17 protein-coding genes are annotated in these 18,966 nt (G+C 38.2%); 9 read left to right on the top strand and 8 right to left on the bottom strand.

What is annotated here, in order from left to right; all coding sequences use genetic code 11:
* Positions 1-2: 2 nt before the first annotated feature.
* Complete coding sequence (locus tag BFL47_RS07610; RefSeq protein ID WP_069659210.1) at positions 3-509, top strand: shikimate kinase; 507 nt, start codon at positions 3-5, stop codon at positions 507-509.
* On the opposite strand, the gene BFL47_RS07615 is transcribed toward BFL47_RS07610, so the two are convergent.
* The 6 genes from BFL47_RS07615 to pheS form a co-directional block, all read right to left on the bottom strand.
* Complete coding sequence (locus tag BFL47_RS07615; protein ID WP_069659211.1) at positions 497-1,006, bottom strand: phosphoribosyltransferase family protein; 510 nt, start codon at positions 1,004-1,006, stop codon at positions 497-499. The two genes, BFL47_RS07610 and BFL47_RS07615, sit on opposite strands and share 13 nt — an antisense overlap.
* An 11-nt stretch (positions 1,007-1,017) precedes the next feature.
* The gene (locus BFL47_RS07620; RefSeq protein ID WP_069659212.1) at positions 1,018-1,416 is read right to left on the bottom strand and encodes a hypothetical protein; all 399 of its coding nucleotides are present in this window, start codon (positions 1,414-1,416) and stop codon (positions 1,018-1,020) included.
* Between the two features lie 14 nt (positions 1,417-1,430).
* Positions 1,431-2,855 carry a 23S rRNA (uracil(1939)-C(5))-methyltransferase RlmD gene (rlmD, locus tag BFL47_RS07625; protein ID WP_069659213.1) on the bottom strand — a complete coding sequence of 475 codons (1,425 nt, stop codon included), beginning with the start codon at positions 2,853-2,855 and terminating at the stop codon, positions 1,431-1,433.
* Positions 2,856-2,918: 63 nt separating this feature from the next.
* Entirely contained in the window at positions 2,919-3,506 is a 588-nt protein-coding gene (locus BFL47_RS07630) for a TetR/AcrR family transcriptional regulator (protein ID WP_069659214.1), read from the bottom strand.
* A gap of 4 nt (positions 3,507-3,510) precedes the next feature.
* The gene (locus BFL47_RS07635; RefSeq protein WP_069659215.1) at positions 3,511-3,924 is read right to left on the bottom strand and encodes a Rieske (2Fe-2S) protein; all 414 of its coding nucleotides are present in this window, start codon (positions 3,922-3,924) and stop codon (positions 3,511-3,513) included.
* A complete protein-coding gene (gene pheS / locus BFL47_RS07640; protein ID WP_170827289.1) occupies positions 3,924-4,958 on the bottom strand; it encodes a phenylalanine--tRNA ligase subunit alpha in 1,035 nt (344 codons plus the stop codon). Before pheS ends, BFL47_RS07635 begins: the two co-directional genes overlap by 1 nt.
* A gap of 410 nt (positions 4,959-5,368) precedes the next feature.
* Here pheS and BFL47_RS07645 point away from each other — a divergent pair, with 410 nt between their 5' ends.
* The 5 genes from BFL47_RS07645 to BFL47_RS07665 all read left to right on the top strand — a co-directional run bounded on the left by BFL47_RS07645 (position 5,369) and on the right by BFL47_RS07665 (position 9,100).
* Positions 5,369-5,962 (top strand): Panacea domain-containing protein, encoded by a 594-nt coding sequence (locus tag BFL47_RS07645; RefSeq protein ID WP_069659217.1) that lies wholly within the window; start codon positions 5,369-5,371, stop codon positions 5,960-5,962.
* Positions 5,962-6,405, top strand: coding sequence for a hypothetical protein (locus tag BFL47_RS07650; RefSeq protein ID WP_069659218.1), 444 nt, complete (start codon positions 5,962-5,964; stop codon positions 6,403-6,405). The genes BFL47_RS07645 and BFL47_RS07650 overlap by 1 nt, the downstream gene beginning before the upstream one ends.
* A gap of 204 nt (positions 6,406-6,609) precedes the next feature.
* Positions 6,610-6,987: a hypothetical protein gene (locus BFL47_RS07655; protein ID WP_069659219.1), complete on the top strand. Its 378-nt coding sequence runs from the start codon at positions 6,610-6,612 to the stop codon at positions 6,985-6,987.
* 365 nt (positions 6,988-7,352) lie between these two features.
* Positions 7,353-8,315, top strand: coding sequence for a hypothetical protein (locus BFL47_RS07660; protein WP_069659220.1), 963 nt, complete (start codon positions 7,353-7,355; stop codon positions 8,313-8,315).
* Positions 8,316-8,869: 554 nt separating this feature from the next.
* Complete coding sequence (locus BFL47_RS07665; RefSeq protein ID WP_069659221.1) at positions 8,870-9,100, top strand: glycoside hydrolase family 97 C-terminal domain-containing protein; 231 nt, start codon at positions 8,870-8,872, stop codon at positions 9,098-9,100.
* Positions 9,101-9,159: 59 nt separating this feature from the next.
* On the opposite strand, the gene BFL47_RS07670 is transcribed toward BFL47_RS07665, so the two are convergent.
* A complete protein-coding gene (locus BFL47_RS07670; RefSeq protein ID WP_069659222.1) occupies positions 9,160-13,122 on the bottom strand; it encodes a hybrid sensor histidine kinase/response regulator transcription factor in 3,963 nt (1,320 codons plus the stop codon).
* 232 nt (positions 13,123-13,354) lie between these two features.
* Between BFL47_RS07670 and BFL47_RS07675 the strand changes: the two genes are divergently transcribed.
* From BFL47_RS07675 to BFL47_RS07685, 3 genes are all read left to right on the top strand, one after another.
* Positions 13,355-14,662, top strand: coding sequence for a cytochrome ubiquinol oxidase subunit I (locus BFL47_RS07675; protein ID WP_069659223.1), 1,308 nt, complete (start codon positions 13,355-13,357; stop codon positions 14,660-14,662).
* Positions 14,663-14,665: 3 nt separating this feature from the next.
* Complete coding sequence (locus tag BFL47_RS07680) at positions 14,666-15,679, top strand: cytochrome d ubiquinol oxidase subunit II (protein WP_069659224.1); 1,014 nt, start codon at positions 14,666-14,668, stop codon at positions 15,677-15,679.
* 67 nt (positions 15,680-15,746) lie between these two features.
* Positions 15,747-16,775, top strand: coding sequence for a LacI family DNA-binding transcriptional regulator (locus BFL47_RS07685; RefSeq protein ID WP_069659225.1), 1,029 nt, complete (start codon positions 15,747-15,749; stop codon positions 16,773-16,775).
* 23 nt (positions 16,776-16,798) lie between these two features.
* On the opposite strand, the gene BFL47_RS07690 is transcribed toward BFL47_RS07685, so the two are convergent.
* On the bottom strand, positions 16,799-18,955 hold the full coding sequence (locus tag BFL47_RS07690; protein ID WP_069659226.1) for a hypothetical protein: 2,157 nt from the start codon (positions 18,953-18,955) through the stop codon (positions 16,799-16,801).
* Between the last annotated feature and the right edge of the window lie 11 nt (positions 18,956-18,966).

Raw genomic sequence — 18,966 nt, forward strand, 5'->3', positions numbered from 1 at the left:
AGATGAAAATTTTCCTTGTTGGATTTATGGGTTCCGGTAAAACTACCCTCGGTAAAAGGCTTGCTGCAAAGCTCGACTGGAATTTTATTGATCTCGATAAATCAATAGAGCAACATACCGGTCAAAATATTCCCGATTATTTTAAAACCCATGGTGAAACGCTTTTCCGTGAAATGGAACGTGTGGTTTTGCAAACGGAAAAATATCCCGACAACACAATTATTGCTACAGGAGGCGGCGCACCCTGCTACTTTGATAATATGAATTGGATGAAAACACAAGGCATAGTCGTGTATATCTCCTTAAGTCCTGCAGATTTAGCCGTTCGCTTAGACCGCTCTGAAGAAGAACGCCCCGTATTACAAGGGTATAAAGGAGAAGCACTGGTTGGCTTCATCGCCGGAAAGCTATCTGAACGTGAGCCCCATTATCTTCAAGCCAATATCATTATATCGGGTAGGGCACTGAGCGCCACTAAACTTTGGAAGGCTATTGATCAGCACAAATAAACCACATCTTCTGTATCCGGCTGGTCAGATAAAACGACATCCACATGTTCTTTGGTAATCGTAGAAAGTTCTATACCGGTGTAATCGGGCGATACCGGAAATACACGGTGACTCCTGTTTACCAACGCAACAGTACGGAGCTTTTTAATAGGAGTATGTAAAAATATCCCTATTCCATGCGCCATTGTGCGGCCCTGATTGACTACATCATCCACAAGGATCACCACTTTATTGGTGCAATCTGCTACAGGAATATCCGTCTGAACCGTTAGATCCGAACTGTTTTTATCCAGCATGATTTTCATCAGCGTGATCCTGATCCCCGAAATTTCCTCCAGCTTCGTTTTAATCCGTCCTGCTAAAATATATCCGAAATCAATAATACCCGCAACAACCATTTCTTTCTCGTCCAGGTTATCCTCCCAGATCTGATAGGCAATGCGGACTATCTTTTGTTCAATTTGCTTTTGGTTCAGAACGATTATTTGATTGTTCATGCTGGTATACGTTAATGATAAGGGTAAAATACAAAGTTAGCACCTTCGGGCACAATGACGAAGACACAGATAAAATCTTCAGGATTCTTGAACGTTTTAATGAAACGATCTTTCTTCTCGGGATGGATGATTCCTTTTTTTATAAACTCATCCAGCGTAGAAGCCTGTACCGACCAGCTGGTACCTAAATCAGTCTTGTCTAAAATTAATTCACCTATGTTTACCTCATGCTGGTGCGCAATGAAAATAGGATAATCAGAGATCCCTTCGTTTACTATTTCCGCAGATACCTCTTTAATCGACTCACTGTAAAACTTAAGGTCTTTCTCCAGACTTTTAAGCGGACTTATCTTTTCCGGTTTGTCATTTCCATCTGACTCCGATGCATTAATTAAATCTTTCAGTTCCATATTAATCTGATCTATTAATTTTCAGTATGAACAACAGGACGCAGGGTCAATAATACCACATTTTCCACATGTTGGGTATGCGGAAACATATCAACCGGTCTGATGCGTACTGTATCGTACTTTTCCTTCAGTAAAAAGATGTCTCTGGCCTGCGTTGCTGCATTACAACTCACATATACGATCTTAGGCGCTTCCATTTCCAGCAAACGCTGTACCACATCGGCATGCATTCCTGCTCTTGGAGGATCGGTGATAATCACATCCGGCTTCCCATGTTCATTCGCAAAATGAGGCGTCAAAACGTCTTTCATGTCACCAGCATAAAACGTCGTATTGCTGATTCCGTTTAACAAAGAGTTCTCTTTCGCATCTTCAATCGCAGTAGGCACATATTCAATGCCAATAACATGTTTAACCGAACGGGCAATGAAATTGGCAATCGTTCCAGCTCCCGTGTACAAATCATACACCAGCTCATCGCCTTTAAAGCCTGCAAACTCGCGGGTTAAACTGTATAACTCATAAGCCTGTAAAGAGTTCGTTTGGTAAAATGACTTTGGGCCAATCTTAAAAGACAATCCTTCCATTTCTTCCAGGATATAATCCCTTCCGGAGAATACATGAATCTCCTGATCAAAGATCGTGTCGTTCTTCTTATGATTCACGATATACAGCAAGGAAGTAAGATCACCGAATTGCCCCTTAATATGCTCCATCATCAGTTGAATCTGTGTTTCTTCCACGTAAGCAAATACGACGATAACCATCACCTCACCCGTTGTCGAAGTGCGGATAATCAAATTACGCAAGGCACCTTCATGATTGCGGAGATCATAAAAAGAGATCCCATTTTCGACAGCGAATTTCCTGACACTGTTTCTGATTTCATTGGAAGGACTTCCCTGCAGATAGCAGGTTTCAATATTCAGGATCTTATCAAAACGAAGAGGCACGTGGAATCCCAGTGCATTCATGTCCTGATGCTCATCCTGAACATCCACATCAGTCAGCCAACGTTTATGCGAAAAAGTATATTCCAGCTTATTTCTGTAATACCGGGTTTCAAAGGAAGGAAGAATAGTTTCTGTAGAGCTAGTGTCGATCTTTGCAATGCGTTCCAGCGCGTCATTAACCGACTTCTGCTTAAACTTCAGCTGTGCTTCATAGGTCATGTGTTGCCATTTACAACCCCCACAAACACCAAAGTGCTGACAAAAAGCATCAGTCCTGTGCTCTGAAGGAGTAACAATCTGAATAATTTTAGCTTCAGCGAAATTCTTCTTTTTACGATATATTTCAATATCTACTATATCGCCGGGTATTGCTTTTTCTACAAATATGACCAGTTCCTCAGATTTTCCAAGTCCCTTTCCTTCTTCAGCTATATCGGTTATGAGTACATTCTGAACCTGCTTTTTATCAGCCGGAATTTTTTTCATTGAATTGTCTATGTTAAAAACCAATAAATAAGGTTTCACCTATTACCGGTTTATCAAAATTAATTAGGCTGTTTCTCTTATGGCAGCCTTAACCAGGTAAGGAAGAATTTCCTTTTGAAAACTAACAAAGTTTTTGCGCACATCCGAATCGCTTACTGAAGTGAACGCATACGAAAATACAATACTTTTGCTTGCTTTAATTAAAAAGCGAACTCCTCCTGCCAGGTTTTCATTGTTTTTAACAGGGATAGTTTCCTGAAAGGTCTTGATGAGTAATATTTCAAGATCATCGGATAAAAGTTTTAATAAACCCTGTGAGTTGGCAGATTCCCTGATGAAATCCCAGCCGATAAACTCATTGCAAATGATGTAGGTGATGCGGCAAGTCTTAAAAATAAGTTTGCTTAAGTAATCCTCCATATCATTTACGTTATACTCCGAATTAATCATCTCGGCTACACTATCATGGATGTAATCCATCAAAATATAATGCAGCAACACCTCCTTGCTTTCAAAATATTTATAAATGGTCGCCTTCGCAACCTTTGCTTTTTTTGCTATCTCGTTGACACTGGTTTTGTAATATCCATACTTCCGGAATAGCTCCTGAGCCGCCTCTATTATATTCTCCTTTACATTGTCAATTTCCATTTGATTAATTGCTTACGGAGATTTGTCCATTACTCTCTGTGACGATATATGTTTTTAGCGGCTTTTTAGCTATATTGTTTTGTGCTGATCCATCTAAGAGCGAAAATATGGCTCCGCTGCAAGGGTCAGTAGCGGTAAACCTAGTAGTTACATGAACGGCACATTCTTTTTCCGGATTAACAGTACTGCAGCGGTCATAAGCAACCAGCTTATCAAAAGGTTTTCTATAAATAATCAATCCCGCCACACCATGTCCTGGTACTTCTACGTATCCACCATCTACCGATAACCCACTATATTGAGGATTCCCGAAAATTGTAGCGCGGAAAGTAAACGATACGTCAGGCACTCCTGAAGGATCTTTCCCACATGAAACAAAAATCAGACAGATTCCAACTAAAAGCGTAATTCTGTTCATTATATAATTTCACTTTGAAATTGCTTTAAAAAGCGAACATCATTTTCGGAGAACAGGCGAAGATCTTTAATCTGGTACTTCAGATTAGTAATTCGTTCAATACCCATTCCGAATGCATAACCTGTAAATTTGGTACTATCTATACCGCAATTTTCCAAAACATTCGGGTCAACCATACCACAACCGAGTATTTCAACCCAACCGCTATGTTTACAAAACGCACATCCGTCGCCACCACAGATGGTACATGAAATATCCATTTCAGCAGAAGGCTCTGTAAACGGGAAATAAGAAGGACGGAAACGAACTTTAGTACCTTCGCCAAACATCTCTTGAACAAAATAAAACAGAGTTTGCTTTAGGTCGGCGAAAGAAACATTTTCATCTATATATAAACCTTCAACCTGGTGGAAGAAACAATGCGCACGAGCAGAAATCGCTTCGTTACGGTATACACGACCCGGCATAATAGACCGGAAAGGTGGTTTTCCATTTTCCATCATCCGTACCTGTACAGAAGAAGTATGCGTACGAAGAGCGATATCACCGTTCTCCGCATCTTTTTTAATAAAGAATGTATCCTGCATATCACGGGCAGGATGTTCCTGAGGGAAATTCAGCGCAGAAAAGTTATGCCAGTCGTCCTCAATTTCAGGACCTTCTGCAACAGTAAAGCCTAATTTCTTAAAGATTTCTATAATTTCAGACCTGACCAATGACAACGGATGACGCGATCCATTTTCAAATCCCTCTCCCGGTAAGGTTAAATCCAATTTAGCATCGTCAGCACCGCTTCCGGATTCAAAAGCATCCTTAAATTGCAAATACCGTTCTTCAGTTGTTTTTTTAAATTCATTCAAAACCTTACCTAGCAGGCGTTTTTCCTCTGGAGAAACAGCTTTGAATGCATCGAATAAGTCTTTAATGATCCCTTTTGTTCCCAGAAATTTAATTCTGAAGATCTCCAGTTCTTCAGCAGAAGATGGTTCGAAAGCCAGTATTTCGGAAGTATATTGAGTGATCTGATCCTGCATTATATCGTATTAAATTTTAAATCTAATGGTTTGAGGGTATTGAAAATCCTAAAAAGAATTTAGCCCGTTATAATCTTCAAAATTATAAAAATATAAGTATTTAATGGGTACTTAAAATTGGGTTGTTAGGAATCAATAAAGATTGTTAGTGAATAGGGGAATAAAGGAGGGATGAGGGTTGCTGATGCAAGGATTTAAAATTAGAAATTGGACGGAAAATGATGATGGGAATATAGGATATGTTAATCCGGTCGGTTTAGTGTGCTAGTTCAAAGTTAAAATAGATAATGGTTAAGATTGCCTAAGTGTTATAAATTGAAATAATTGTAAATCGATAGTCACTATTTGATTTATTTTGATTATTGCACACATTTTTTCAAATTGTTTGTTAAATTTGGTAACCCCAAAATATGCAGTTTAAATACAAAAAAGCGGTTCAAGCCTTTAATTACATTGCCGAAAAAAACAACGGTGAGGTATACAAACTGAAAGCGATAAAGTTGTTATGGCTTGCTGACAGGTTGCATTTAAGGAAATATGGGAGGACCATAACAGGTGATAATTATGTAGCGATGCCTTATGGGCCTGTTGCATCTAAGTCTTTGGATATCCTGAATAATCAAACCTCATATGAACCAAATTTGGAGGAAGCGATTGAATACGGTAATCATTTTGTTGAGCTAAGCAATGAAATTATACATAGTGTAAATGCCTCTAACCTAAGAGTATTTTCTCAAACAGACATTGAATCACTTGATCATGTAATTGCAACTTGGAATCACATAGAAAGATTTGATCTCGCTGATATCTCTCATGAGTTTCCGGAATGGAGCAGGTTTGAAGAAAGATTCAGAATATCAACTCAGAAGCGATTCAATATGGATATTTATGACTTCTTCCAAAATGTTGACAAATACGAGATGTTTTCAGATTCAAATGAAGAATTAGAAATTACCAAAGAAATTTTTTTAGATAGCCAACAGCTTGAAGAAGCTTTAAGTTAATGGATCTTCCTGCATCGGTTTTTTCTTCGATGATCAAGGAAAGAGCAATGTATTATTTCTCAGCCAAGAAGTTGATAATAACAGATGTTCCTCATCATTTCATCGTGATCAAGAAACTGAGTGGTGGAGTGCTGATTTTATCCTGCTGCACATCTAAATTCGATACAATCTATAAGTTTATTTCCTTAAAAAAGTTTCCAGAAGAAACAATGGTTACTATTCCAGCTTACACAGAGGATACAAAATTAACCAAACACACCTATGTTGACTGCAACAAGTACTTCGAGTATACCATTAGGGAATTCGAAATCTTATACAAAAAAGGTGGTATAAAATGTACCGGTACTCTTCCTGAAGAATATTACGAAAAGATTGTCTATGGGATGATTGTCAGTCCTGAAATTGAAGAAGAATTAAAAGATGAGCTAAAAAAAGGAATTTGAGTTCTTTATTCCCTTTATTCGTACCGTATAAGAATTGGTATGAAAAAAGACTTCACAATTCTATAAATATTCCTTTTATCTATTTCAAACTGAAAAGATGCCTCCTATACAGTTGCTGTCATTCGTTCACCTATTTTTAGTTTCACTGATGCTTCTTTATTTTCTCAAAATAAACTTTTATATTTAAAGTATAATCTATTAAATATGAAAAAGGTAAGCAGATTTCTTATACCACTTTTGCTTTCAGTCCTGATTATAGCCTTTTTATTATTCCTTTTTAAACCCTCTAAGCTCTCTAAAGAGAATAGTAAGCAATTGAAGGGTGTTGTTAGTGTAGTCGATATTGGAGGCAAAGGGGATATTATTGTGAGCATTGAAGGAGTTCGTGGAATTCAATTTATAAGTAATGGTATTAAAAGAGGGATCAACGTTGATCTTTTAAAAAAAATACTGATTAACAAGCAGGTGACATTGTATTATTCTAAACCAAGCTTTTGGACCAAATTAAGCCCGGTGACCGATACAAGAAGAATTACAGAACTGAAACTTGGTCAGGAAACTGTATTTACTGAGTTTCAGTGAGAACTCAAGGGGAAAAAACTATTCTATATGTGGGAGGGGGCTTTGCATAAATGCTTTGAGGTCTTGATATATGGTTGGAGGGACTGGTTCGCAGGGTGTTTAAATGGTACCCTGATTTTAAAAGATTCGGGTAAGAATGCAGTAAGAATGCAAAATGAGTCCAATTGTGGATAGTTTAAGTCGGACTCAAACTAGTACTTTGTTGCTTTGTTTTTACTTTTAATTACAGTCATTTAAACTATTGTTCTATCCTATCTGCCTTTTATTGTCATATCATGACGTTTCCGAGAACATTTGAGAAGATTTAGCATTTGTTTCGTGCTTAAAATTTTTTAGTGATTACTTTACCGGATAACATCAAGATTATGGCTACAATAGACAATAAAGGAATGGTACATGGAACCGTAGGTTCTGTAATTTATCGAGCTTACAGAGGAAAGAACATCATTCAGGGTAAAGCAAAGGCATTTAAACAAACCGAAAAAACGATTAGGAGTGCTACTGAGTTTGGACTGTCAAGTTCTTCGGCGGCAGTTATCCGGACTGCGTTTGAACCAGCTTATTTTTTTAAGGATGGGACGGCAGCTTACAGGAGTACGCAACTGGTGTACCAGTCGATATTAAATAATGTGAGAGGAGAGAAAGGAAAAAGGGATTTGCATGACGGGGACCTTTCTTTTTTACAGGGATTGGATTTTAATGCGAACAGTAAATTGCATGAAGTGCTGCAGATGAGCCACTCGGTAAGAAAAAGTGCAGAAGGTTTGGTAAGTGTTACACTCGGTTCCTTGAACACTCAAACAGACATAAAAAGGCCTAAAGGGGCAAGCGGTGCTTATATGAAACACCGGATACGGTTGATGCTGGTTGTATTTAACTTCAGGGAAGAGTATTATGAAAACCTGGGCTTTCAGGATTTGGATCTAGAAGGGTATCAAAATTTCGAAGGACAAGTCATCACTTTTACAGAAAAAGTTCCTGAAGACTGCCTGGCACTTGTAAGTATGTCGCTGATGCTGTACTCCACAATCGCTCAAACCAACGAAAGTATCTTGTTGAACAGCGCGGCGTTCAGTCCCTGTGCAATTATTGGTGCTTTCCAATCAGAAAATCCATCAAATTACCCTGTAAAAGAGGTTTTTATGCGACCTTGTGATTATCGGGGTATGGAAGAGAAGATCAAAGAAATGTTTTATAAAGGAAATCTCCTGATGTTGGGCCTTCCTAACCGCATAACTAAACAAGCCGATAGGAGTAGCAGAAAAGTGCTTGAAAAGCAGGTTAGTCAGCATCTAATCCCAATTGGGCGGGTGTCGTTCAAGCACTAAAAGGTATTAATATTGGAAATGGAGACTTAAATTAACTAAAGACAAGTTGCTTAACCTGTCTGATAACCAATATCAATGATATTTGAAAATCAAATAGAGAAAATTCCCCTGAAGGAAAATGTATTGTGTAATCTATTTGGTAATTCTGTAGAATAAGTTGACCCAATTTTCTTAGGGTCTACCGTTGTTATTATTCATGCAGTGTTGGATTTCAAACAGTTTTTGGCAAAGAGAATAGATATTCAGGTGTAATAATTGATGCCTGCATGAATCTATAATAATTAGATTATAGTTACATAAACTTTTGTATGTTTACGTTAGCAGTACACGTCACGCTACCCATAGGAACAGCGTCCCAAGGCGTGTCTTTTGCTTTTATACCTTTTGTAAACCTTAATTCTGTGTACATTAAAGCTGCTTTGACTGTCCGGCAACAAATTGATCAGCTCACTGAAAGAGGATTGATAATAAGTCCTGAAGACAATGTGATCCATTTTTTAAACCATATTAGTTTCAGGATTTGTCTATATTCCAAAATACAATAGAATCCACGTATGTCTACTATTTTCTTTAGCTTTTTACAGCCAGGGAAAACGTATATAGCGACGATTTATGCAGATGCGAAGGATGCGCATTACAAAACAAACCCTCAGGCTTATACAGTTACAAAACTAGTGGTAACAAACAAATCAAAACTGACACAACTTTGTGCTTCAGGAGGAGGTTATGCGATTAGTTTTTTAGAATCAAATAAAGACCAGTTAAAAGGGCTTAAGAGATTGTAAATATTAAAATCAACAAGTTTGCCGCTCTTACGTTAGGCTAAGAGGGCAAACCTGTTATGTTATATGTCAGCTTTCAAATTACTCAGATAAACAGAAGGACTTATTCCAAATTGTTTCTGAAAATCCCTTGAAAAGTTAGTTGGTAAACTGTACCCTACCATGTTAGCTATTTCGTTTATTTTGTAATTGCCCTCAGCAAGTAATTCAGCTGCTTTCTTCAGTCTGGATAAGCTAATCAACTCATGGGGCGTGAGATTTGATAAGCCCTTAATTTTCCTGTATAGCGTTGGCCTGCTCATATTCATCAAGTTTGATAACTGATCGACATCTAAGTCCATGTCGCTGATCTGATCATAGATGACAGTATTCAGTTTTTCAAGAAAGTCTTTATCTGCTTTTGAATAGGCAATTCCTTTGATATGAGTGAGAGGGGAACGGGCAAAGTGCTCTTTAATGATGTTTCTATTAAGGAGTAAGTTGCTCATTTGTGCCAATAGATGTTCAAATGAGAATGGTTTTTCGATGTAGGCATCTGCACCGACATCAAGACCCTCAATTTTGGAGTTAAGTGAGTTTTTTGCTGTTAAGAGAATAATGGGAATATGACTATAATTCAGATCATTTTTAAGCTTTCTGCAAAGCTCGATACCATCCATAACAGGCATCATAATATCACTGATAATCAATTGAATATTATCTTTCAGAAGAGCTTCTATCGCTTCATGCCCGTTACCTGCTTGCTTGATATTATAATTTACGTTTAGCTCTTTACTTAAATAATTTAAAATCTCCTTATTGTCTTCAACAAGGAGTATAAATGGCTTTGAGTGGTTTATCTCTGGCACTCTTTCAGCGTTTAAGATAGCCGCAGTATCATCTTCTCTATATTCTTTCAAATTTATTTCTGTATCCTGATGAATCGGCATGGAAAGAAGAAAGATATTCAAGTCAGTATCAGAATCTTTATATTGCAATTGACCTTTATGCAATTCCGCAAGGGAACGGGCGAAGGGTAGACCTATACCTGTGCCAGCTTCTTTAGTGGTTTCGATACGGTAAAAAGGCTCAAAAATTTTATGCTTGTGTTCATTGGAAATTATTGATCCATCGTTTCTGAATTCGATATTGAAATTATCATCATCACTACTAAATGGTAGTAACTTAACAATAACGGTCTTATCGGAATATTTAATAGCATTGTTAAACAAATTGCTGATTATTTTTTTAAAGGCTTCAGCATCTACATAGGCATGCAGGGTAATACGTGGTAAGTCCAGCCTGTAAATTAGTTCTCTTTGCTCAGCTATCGGTTTGAATGTTGCATATACGTCATTCAGTATCTCATTGATATCTGTATTAATAAAATTAAGGTTTAACTTATTCGCTTCTGCTTTTCTAAAATCAAGTAATTGGTTGGTTAGATCAATAAGCCTGTTTGTGTTTTTTCTCATCATGTTTAAGCTTTCTTGTGTATCCGGATCATCGATTTGTTTGGTTATTAATTTGTCAAGTGGCATTTTAATCAGCGTTAAAGGCGTCCTTATTTCATGAGCAACATTAGTAAAGAACTCAATCTTGGCGTTATAAATTTCGCGTTCCTTGTTGATTTCCAAAATATCTATTTTACGTCTGTTCTTCTCATTGAGCGCTAAGTAATAATACCAGAATATAATGAAGATGATGCTTGTTATAATAATGGTATAGAATAAGTAAGCCCAAGGCTTTGCCCAATAAGGAGGCGTAATGATTATGCTGAGCTGAGTTACTTTATCGTTCCATATTCCCTCACTGTTTGAACCTTTCACTTCAAAGGTGTACTTGCCGGGTGGAAGTTTAGTGTAGAAAATTTTCCTGTTGTTTTTTAAACTGATCCAGGTTTTATCCAGTCCTTCCATCTTGTATTGATATTCATTTCGTTCTGGAATGATGTAGCTTAAAGCAGCTATATCGAAATTTATGTTGGCTTCATCATAAGGAAGTACCAGCTCTTTGGTATAAATAATAGCTTTCTTAAGCGGCGAGGTCTCTCCTTTGATTAATACATCTTTATTGTTAATCTGTAATCCGGTGATATAAACCGGAGGTATAAAGTGGTTTGTAATCAACTCAGAAGGTTTAAAGCTGATTAGTCCTTTTATGGTTCCAAAGAATAAAGTGCCATCCGTGTTTTTAAAGGCAGAATTATAATTAAATTGTTCTGTAGGGAGCCCATCAGAGCCATGATAATTATTGAAGCGGAGAGTGGCCTGATTATAATTGCTTAAGCCTCTTGCCGTTGAAATCCAATATTTGCCGCTATCGTCTTCCAATATTCGAAAGATCTGATTGTCTGGAAGTCCATTATCTGTTGTGAAACTGATTATCTTACCAGTAGAAACAGCGTAATGGGATAAACCACCTTCTGTACAGAACCAAACGTTCTTTTTGCTGTCCAGATACACATTATTTACATAGTTATTGATCAGGCCTGATTTAATCCCGGGCTTATATATAATATGACCTCTTTTGTTTTTAGCTTCATTAGCGTAATATGCGCCGTTTCCGTAAGTGCCTACCCATAAAGTTCCTTCGGCATCTTCACTGATCGTTTGGATATGTCCATAAAAGAATGGAATCAGGGAGAAATTATCTGTTTTTCTATTATACTTAAATAGCCCATTCCAGGTACCTATCAGGATGTCGCCGTTTTTTCTTTTATAAAGAGAAACGATAAAATCACTTGTAAACGAGGTTGAATTTTGGGCCGCATTGTAATGCCGGATAATTTTATTGGTTCTTAAATCCATCACATCAAGGCCATGTTCAAGCGTTCCAATCCAAAGTTCGTCATTAACGGCAATCAGCCCATGGATGTTATGGTAGGAGATACTGCCTGGTTTTTTATCAGGTAAAAAGTTTAGGAACTTTCCGTTCGCTAAATTCAATTGATTGAGTCCGGCGTCTTCTGTTCCTATCCAAATCTTACCATACTTATCCCTGCAGATTTCATGTGCAATATTACCGCTTAAACTGGTTTTTGCGGACTTGGGGAAATACTTACTGAAATTATTAGATTGTTTGGAGTAATAGTTGATTCCACCAAAGAATGTGCCTATCCATGTGCCACCTTCCCTGTCCTTATGCATCGTGTAAATCACATTATCAGTGATCGAATAAGGGTTTCCTGCTTCATTTTCAGCTGTTTTATAGCTGTCATTTGCTAGGTTATATATGAACAATCCGGCTTCTGTACCTATCCAGAATTCATTGTAGGATTTTTTAGATATGGTATGTACAAATGTACTCTGATTTTTAACGATGTTCTTTACGGAAGAATTCTTCAGGTTTACAAGTAATGTCTGCGTAACGGTGCCTACCATGATTGCTGTGTCACCTATTGAATAGATGTATTTAATCTGAGCTAGATTTTTTCCATATATTTTTGAAATATTAAAGGCAGTAAACTGATTGCTTTTGGCAATGTATTTTTTTATTAGCCCTGTATTTGTAGCTATAAGCACAGTCCCTTTTTGTGAAACATGTAAGGCAATGGTTTGCTGCTGTCGAATTGGGTATACGGTGATCTTGTGTGTTAATTGGTTGAATTTATAGAGTATATAGTTTGATATGACCCAAATATTGTGTTGACTGTCGCCCTGAATAAATCGTATTTCACCGGGAGGTATAAATTTAAACAACTTGAAATTTTCATTTACAGGGTTATAGATATAAATTCCTCTATAAGTACCGACCCATAACTGCTGTTTCTCATCTTCATGTAAGCTAAGTATGGAATTACTTCCTAGACTGGTTGGATCTAACAGTTTATTTTTGAACACTTTAAATTTGTTCCCGTCAAAGCGATTTAATCCATTGCGGCTACCAAACCACATAAAGCCCTTTTTATCCTGAGTAATGGCTGTTATGGTGTTGCTTGACAAACCGTCTGCAACCTGATAGTTTTTGAAGTAATGAGTAGAGCTTTGCGATACTCCTCTAAGCGTAATAAATGCGGTTATCAGTGTAAGGTATAAAAATTTCAATTTGTTAGCTTATAAACAAAGATATTACCTTTATCGCTGGAATCAAATAAGTTAGATTTATATAGTGGTGCCATAGTTCATTATTTAGAAAAGGTGCTGTAGATCTTACTTTGCATAATTGATGATTAGCAAAGTAATGTTCGTATAGTGCTTAAGTTCGGATAAATAAGAATTCCTCATTCTGATCGAGAATCCTTAATTTTCCGTTTTTAAACTTTATTACTTTTGCTAAATGGATAATTTTATAGCTGCCCGGTCACAAATGGCCCTTTCCCTGGGTTTTCATATTATTTTCTCGTGTATTGGAATGGTTATGCCTTTTTTTATGGCTGTTTCGCATTTCTATTGGTTGCGTACCAATGAAGTGGTATATAAGAATCTAACGAAGGCCTGGAGTAAAGGTGTGGCCATATTTTTTGCTACCGGTGCGGTATCAGGAACGGTTCTATCTTTTGAACTGGGTTTGCTTTGGCCTGAGTTTATGAAACATGCGGGACCGATCTTTGGAATGCCTTTCTCATTGGAAGGAACGGCTTTCTTTATTGAAGCTATTGCCCTTGGATTCTTTTTATATGGCTGGGATCGGTTTAATCCCTGGTTTCATTGGTTTACAGGTGTTGTGGTAGGGGTAAGCGGACTTCTTTCTGGAATTCTTGTTGTGGCTGCTAATGCCTGGATGAACAGCCCTGCTGGATTTGATTATGTGGATGGCAAGTATATCAACATTGATCCGATTAAGGCAATGTTTAATGATGCCTGGTTCTCTCAGGCGCTGCATATGTGTATTGCTGCCTTTGTCGCCACTGGATTTGCTGTGGCAGGCGTGCATGCTGTGATGATATTAAAGGGCAAAAATGTGCACTTCCATACGAAAGCTTTTAAAATTGCGGCTTTGTTTGCTACTGTAGCTGCTGTTCTTCAGCCTTTGAGCGGGGATGTATCTGCTAAAGATGTGGCACAAAGACAACCTGCAAAATTAGCGGCTATGGAGTCGCATTTTTATACGGAAAAGTCGGCCTCACTGATCATTGGCGGGATTCCTGATGTGAAAAATAAGGAAGTCAACTATGCGGTTAAGATTCCTGGTATGTTAAGTTTTCTGGCTCATGGGGATTTTACTACGGAAGTAAAGGGATTGGATCAAATTCCTGCGGATGAACAACCTCCAGTAGCGATTACGCATTTTGCTTTTCAGATTATGGTTGCGCTGGGAATGATTATGCTCTCCATTGCCGTATTATATTTTATTGCTTTGTGGAAAAAGCGGGACTGGTTGCAGCGTAAATGGCTGCTAAAGCTGTTTGCAATGGCCACTCCTATGGGTTTCCTTGCTGTTGAAGCAGGCTGGACGGTTACTGAAGTAGGTCGTCAGCCCTGGATCATTAATGGAATTATGAAAACTGCTGATGCGGTGACGCCTATGCCGGGGATACAATATTCTTTTTACCTCTATACGGCGGTGTATGTCTCTTTAGCCATCCTGGTTGTCTTTATGCTTTACCGTCAGATTAAGATGGTAGATAAACTTTATGATATTTAAGCCATGTTATACGTTGTAATTGCTTTTTTATGGACAGCTATATTGCTGTATCTTTTGTTAGGTGGAGCTGATTATGGCGCCGGTATCATTGAATTGTTTACTTCTGAAAATAACAAAGCGCAAACCCGTAAAACGCTGTACCGTGCGATTGGGCCTGTTTGGGAGGCAAATCATATGTGGCTGATTATAACCATTGTGATCTTATTTGTCGGCTTCCCGGATATTTATTCCCGGATGTCTATCAATCTGCATATTCCGCTTACGATTATGTTGCTGGGTATTATTGCTCGTGGAACGGCTTTTACGTTCCGGCATTATGATGCGGTAGTGGATGATATGCAACACCTTTACAATAAGATTTTTGCTTATTCAAGCTTTGTGACTCCCTTTTTTCTGGGGATTATTGCCGGAAGTGCCGTGTCGGGTAAAATAGACCCTTCTGCAACGGATTTTCTTTCTGCTTATATATTTAGCTGGTTGGATTGGTTTTCTGTTGCTGTTGGATTATTCACGGTGACTATATGTGGATTTCTTGCTGCAATATACCTGATTGGCGAAACGGATAATGAGAAGGAAAAGAAGATGTTTGTGAGTAAAGCACTCCGGTTGAATATTGCGGCTGTTGTATGTGGCGGATTGGTGTTTATTGCCGCTACATTAGAAGGGATTCCTCTTTTAGAATGGGTATTTGGGAATACAATAGGCTTAGCTGCTATTATCGCCGCGACGCTCTCTCTGATTTTCTTATGGTATTTGCTTTATAAAGGGAAAACGGGCATGATTCGTTTGCTTGCAGGTTTTCAGGTTACGATGATTCTGTTTACTACGACGTTCAGGCATTTTCCTAATATTGTGATCCTCAAAAATGGGGGTTATTTGTCGTTGCTGGAACATCGTGGACATGATAAAACGATTGAAGCACTGGGTTGGGCTTTATTACTGGGTAGTATATTTATTCTGCCTGCACTTTTTTATCTGATCTATAGCTTTCAGAGAAAGAGGATTGATTTACATTAATAAATCAGATGATTTACCCGACTATCAAATAAACTTTTTATGTTTGACAGTATAGACAATATTTAGAGTGAAAAAGAAAAAACTTTCTATTAACGACATTGCAAAAAGTCTGGATATTTCAGCTACTACTGTTTCGTTTATCTTAAACGGGCATGCAGTTGAAAAGAGAATCAGGAAGGAACTTGTTGAACGTGTTTTAAAGTATGTGGAAGAAGTGGGTTATAAGCCTAATTCGCTTGCAAGGAGTTTACGCACAGGTAAATCTAATACCATTGGTCTGATGGTTGAGGATATTTCGAATCCTTATTTTTCGGGTATAGCACGCTTTATTGAAGAAAATGCCTATAAAAATGGGTATAAGATCATCTATTCCAGCACGGATAATGACCCAAAAAAGACGAAGGATCTGATCCAAATGTTCAGGGAGCGTCATGTAGATGGTTATATTATTTCCGCGCCTGTAGGAGTAGAGGAAGATATTAACGAATTGATCGCTGCTGGCCTTCCTGTTGTGCAATTTGACCGTGTACTTCAGGGTGTGGAAACGGATGCTGTTGAAGTGGATAATAGCTCGAGTACGTATAATGCGATCAAACATCTGATTGATGGTGGGTTTAAAAATATTGGGTTTGTTACCTTAATTTCAGTTCAATCTCAAATGTTGGGAAGGTTGCAGGGTTACAAGTCTGCATTGTCTGAACATGATTTGAAGGAGCATGTAATGGAGATCCCTTTTTCAACCGATCCGGAGAATAATATCAATCATATTTTGTCCTTTTTGGAAAATAAAAAGGGATTGGATGCCGTTTTATTTGGCACCAATTACCTTGCTATAAGTGGTTTAAAAGCGATTAAAAGACTGGGTTTAACGATACCGGATGATTTAGCCGTCATTGCGTTTGATGATCATGATTTATTTGAATTGAGTTCTCCTACCATTACCGCTATTACACAGCCAATAGCTGAAATAGCCAATGAAGTGATTACTATTTTGTTAAAGAAACTTAATTCAGACCCGTTGGTAACTATAGAAAATCAGTCTGTTGTATTACCTACTTCCATGATAATAAGGGGTTCGTCAAAAAAAATAAGATAAAGGGGTTTTTTGCCCCTTTATCTTTACCAGGTTAAACTTACGTTTATTCCTTCCGGACTGTTATCAAAACTCAGAAAGCAGGTTCCTGATGTGTCATCCCATGAGTTTTTAAACCCATTTAGTTGCTGTCCTTTGCTGTCTTTAATCACGATCTCTTTGGGTAGTGCAGGTAAGCGTACTCGCATACTGTTAATGGTATGAACAGGACTTTTTGCAACAAAACTATAGGTATTGCTACTGGTCTTTTCATTATAGATCCTGGAAGCAGAAGCTAAAACCTGAGGCTGTGTTTTATTCGGCATTCTGCTGATATTATATAGGAATGCCTGTTCGCCAGGTTTGATAACTTTTTGTGCCAAGACTGGGAGTGAAGGATCAAAAAGATCAATTACTGGACCGCTGATTTTGTAAGGTGTAGTGTTGGTGTTTTCGTCCATTACGGATACAATATCATAAGGACCTCTTTCTAAATACAGATTATTCTTAAAGGTAAGGGGTCCGGCCTTAGCGTCCTTTTCATAAGCTTCTTTGATCGTAGCAATGTAACCGGAGGAAGCTTGTGCCTGCATGACAAACTCTTTGGGATTTTGTCTGATAATGTGCACAGTCCCTTTTCCAACAGTAAATTTTGTGGTTTTTGTGCCGACTTTTAATCCTAGTAATTGAAATAGATTTTCAGATGGCGCTTTATATTTATTTCCTTTCGTGTTCCACCATTCCATTATGGTTTGATAGGGGTCATCATCTCGTCCGCAATAAACCAATACACCACCTTTGTTGACCCAGTCCCGGAGTTGTTTATGCACTAAATCGGACATAGGTTTCATATTGGAGTAGCTCATGATCAAAACTTTAATATCCTTTAAGGTGGTTTCAAAACCTAAATTCTCCATGTGTACGGTTTGAACGGGCACGCCATTTTTAAGCAAAGGGAATGTCTGACCATAGAAATTAGAGAATTGAGGGTCTTCAAATCCGTTGTGCGTGGGGAAACGCTGAAACATGAGGGAGTTGCCCATTAATACGCCAATGCCATTTACACCAGAAACGCGGTTATCTGATCGGGGCATATGATTTAAAGAATTCACCATTACTTGCATTTGAGTGGAGTAGTATTTGGGAATGAGCACACTGCTATCACTGTTTGCAATTTTATAAGGCCTGGTATAGATGCGTTCCGGCCAGGGCATGACCTCATAATCAGCCACCATAGGGTAAAGGAGCTTTGCTGTGAATGTGGCTTCATAATTACGTTTGTAATCGCTCCAGTCACGTGGCCAATCTTCTATAGGGTCGGTTAAAAAGAATACTTTACGGCCGGTAGGTGCTGTCATGGATACCATTGAACCGTATTCTAAAAAAGCATTTTCAAATACCCGCTCTTTTTCTAAGCCATTAAAATAGGTTGGCTCTCGCGCCGTTCCGGTCCATACTTGAGCGATATAACCATCAATGCTTGGTAAAGAGGCTAAGCTTGCTTCGGGGCTCACAATTTTCCATGATGAATAGTTTACAAGGGAATGGGTGGGAATGTAAAATTTTATTTCAATTCCTTTACTCTTTCCGTACTGTTTCCCATAAATTGAAACTTCCTTTATTGCGTTATAATACAGCTGATATTTTAGTTTGCTAGAGAGGTAGGTGTTTTCAGGAGAAAGATGCTGAGCCCTCCAGGGGAAACCATAGAATTTCTGCCACTCTGCCTTAAAGGCTGAACCGTAACCTGCTCTTGACCAGAACTCAGGTTCTTCCAGGTATATGGAACTAATTCCAGCATCAATAACTTTTTTGATCACTGCTGTTTTCATGTATTCAATGAAAGAATTAACCGGTACAATGTAGGGGATGTTTTTCCCATGCCAGATGGTGTCCCCATTCATTTGTACCTGACCTTCTCCAAGGTGGTTTTTACCATCCCATTTGCCAAGAAAGTAGTCTTGGTATTCACCCCAAGCAATTCCTGTCATAAAATGAGTTTGATATCCATGGTCTCTCCACGATTTGACACGTTCTTCAAAGGTCATATTCGGCCGGTCATTCGCGCCGTATACGATGGCAATATCTGAACGTACATCTATTTCGGGCATCCATGGACTGCTCGTTTGGAAAGCTGTTTTTTCTTGCGCATGCACGTTGACAAAAACAGATAAGCAGACGAAAAATAGAATTAACTTTTTCATAATGATCTAGA

Origin of the sequence: Arcticibacter eurypsychrophilus (assembly GCF_001730525.1) — a bacterium.
Taxonomy (GTDB): domain Bacteria; phylum Bacteroidota; class Bacteroidia; order Sphingobacteriales; family Sphingobacteriaceae; genus Arcticibacter; species Arcticibacter eurypsychrophilus.

What these genes read in the sequence shown, in the direction of transcription:
- BFL47_RS07610 (WP_069659210.1), top strand. Translation starts at nt 3, where the DNA reads ATGAAAATTTTCCTTGTTGGATTTATGGGTTCCGGTAAAACTACCCTC.
- rlmD (WP_069659213.1), bottom strand. Translation starts at nt 2,855, where the DNA reads ATGAAAAAAATTCCGGCTGATAAAAAGCAGGTTCAGAATGTACTCATA.
- BFL47_RS07675 (WP_069659223.1), top strand. Translation starts at nt 13,355, where the DNA reads ATGGATAATTTTATAGCTGCCCGGTCACAAATGGCCCTTTCCCTGGGT.
- BFL47_RS07650 (WP_069659218.1), top strand. Translation starts at nt 5,962, where the DNA reads ATGGATCTTCCTGCATCGGTTTTTTCTTCGATGATCAAGGAAAGAGCA.
- BFL47_RS07620 (WP_069659212.1), bottom strand. Translation starts at nt 1,416, where the DNA reads ATGGAACTGAAAGATTTAATTAATGCATCGGAGTCAGATGGAAATGAC.
- BFL47_RS07630 (WP_069659214.1), bottom strand. Translation starts at nt 3,506, where the DNA reads ATGGAAATTGACAATGTAAAGGAGAATATAATAGAGGCGGCTCAGGAG.
- BFL47_RS07615 (WP_069659211.1), bottom strand. Translation starts at nt 1,006, where the DNA reads ATGAACAATCAAATAATCGTTCTGAACCAAAAGCAAATTGAACAAAAG.
- BFL47_RS07690 (WP_069659226.1), bottom strand. Translation starts at nt 18,955, where the DNA reads ATGAAAAAGTTAATTCTATTTTTCGTCTGCTTATCTGTTTTTGTCAAC.
- pheS (WP_170827289.1), bottom strand. Translation starts at nt 4,958, where the DNA reads ATGCAGGATCAGATCACTCAATATACTTCCGAAATACTGGCTTTCGAA.
- BFL47_RS07655 (WP_069659219.1), top strand. Translation starts at nt 6,610, where the DNA reads ATGAAAAAGGTAAGCAGATTTCTTATACCACTTTTGCTTTCAGTCCTG.
- BFL47_RS07645 (WP_069659217.1), top strand. Translation starts at nt 5,369, where the DNA reads ATGCAGTTTAAATACAAAAAAGCGGTTCAAGCCTTTAATTACATTGCC.
- BFL47_RS07665 (WP_069659221.1), top strand. Translation starts at nt 8,870, where the DNA reads ATGTCTACTATTTTCTTTAGCTTTTTACAGCCAGGGAAAACGTATATA.
- BFL47_RS07660 (WP_069659220.1), top strand. Translation starts at nt 7,353, where the DNA reads ATGGCTACAATAGACAATAAAGGAATGGTACATGGAACCGTAGGTTCT.
- BFL47_RS07680 (WP_069659224.1), top strand. Translation starts at nt 14,666, where the DNA reads ATGTTATACGTTGTAATTGCTTTTTTATGGACAGCTATATTGCTGTAT.
- BFL47_RS07635 (WP_069659215.1), bottom strand. Translation starts at nt 3,924, where the DNA reads ATGAACAGAATTACGCTTTTAGTTGGAATCTGTCTGATTTTTGTTTCA.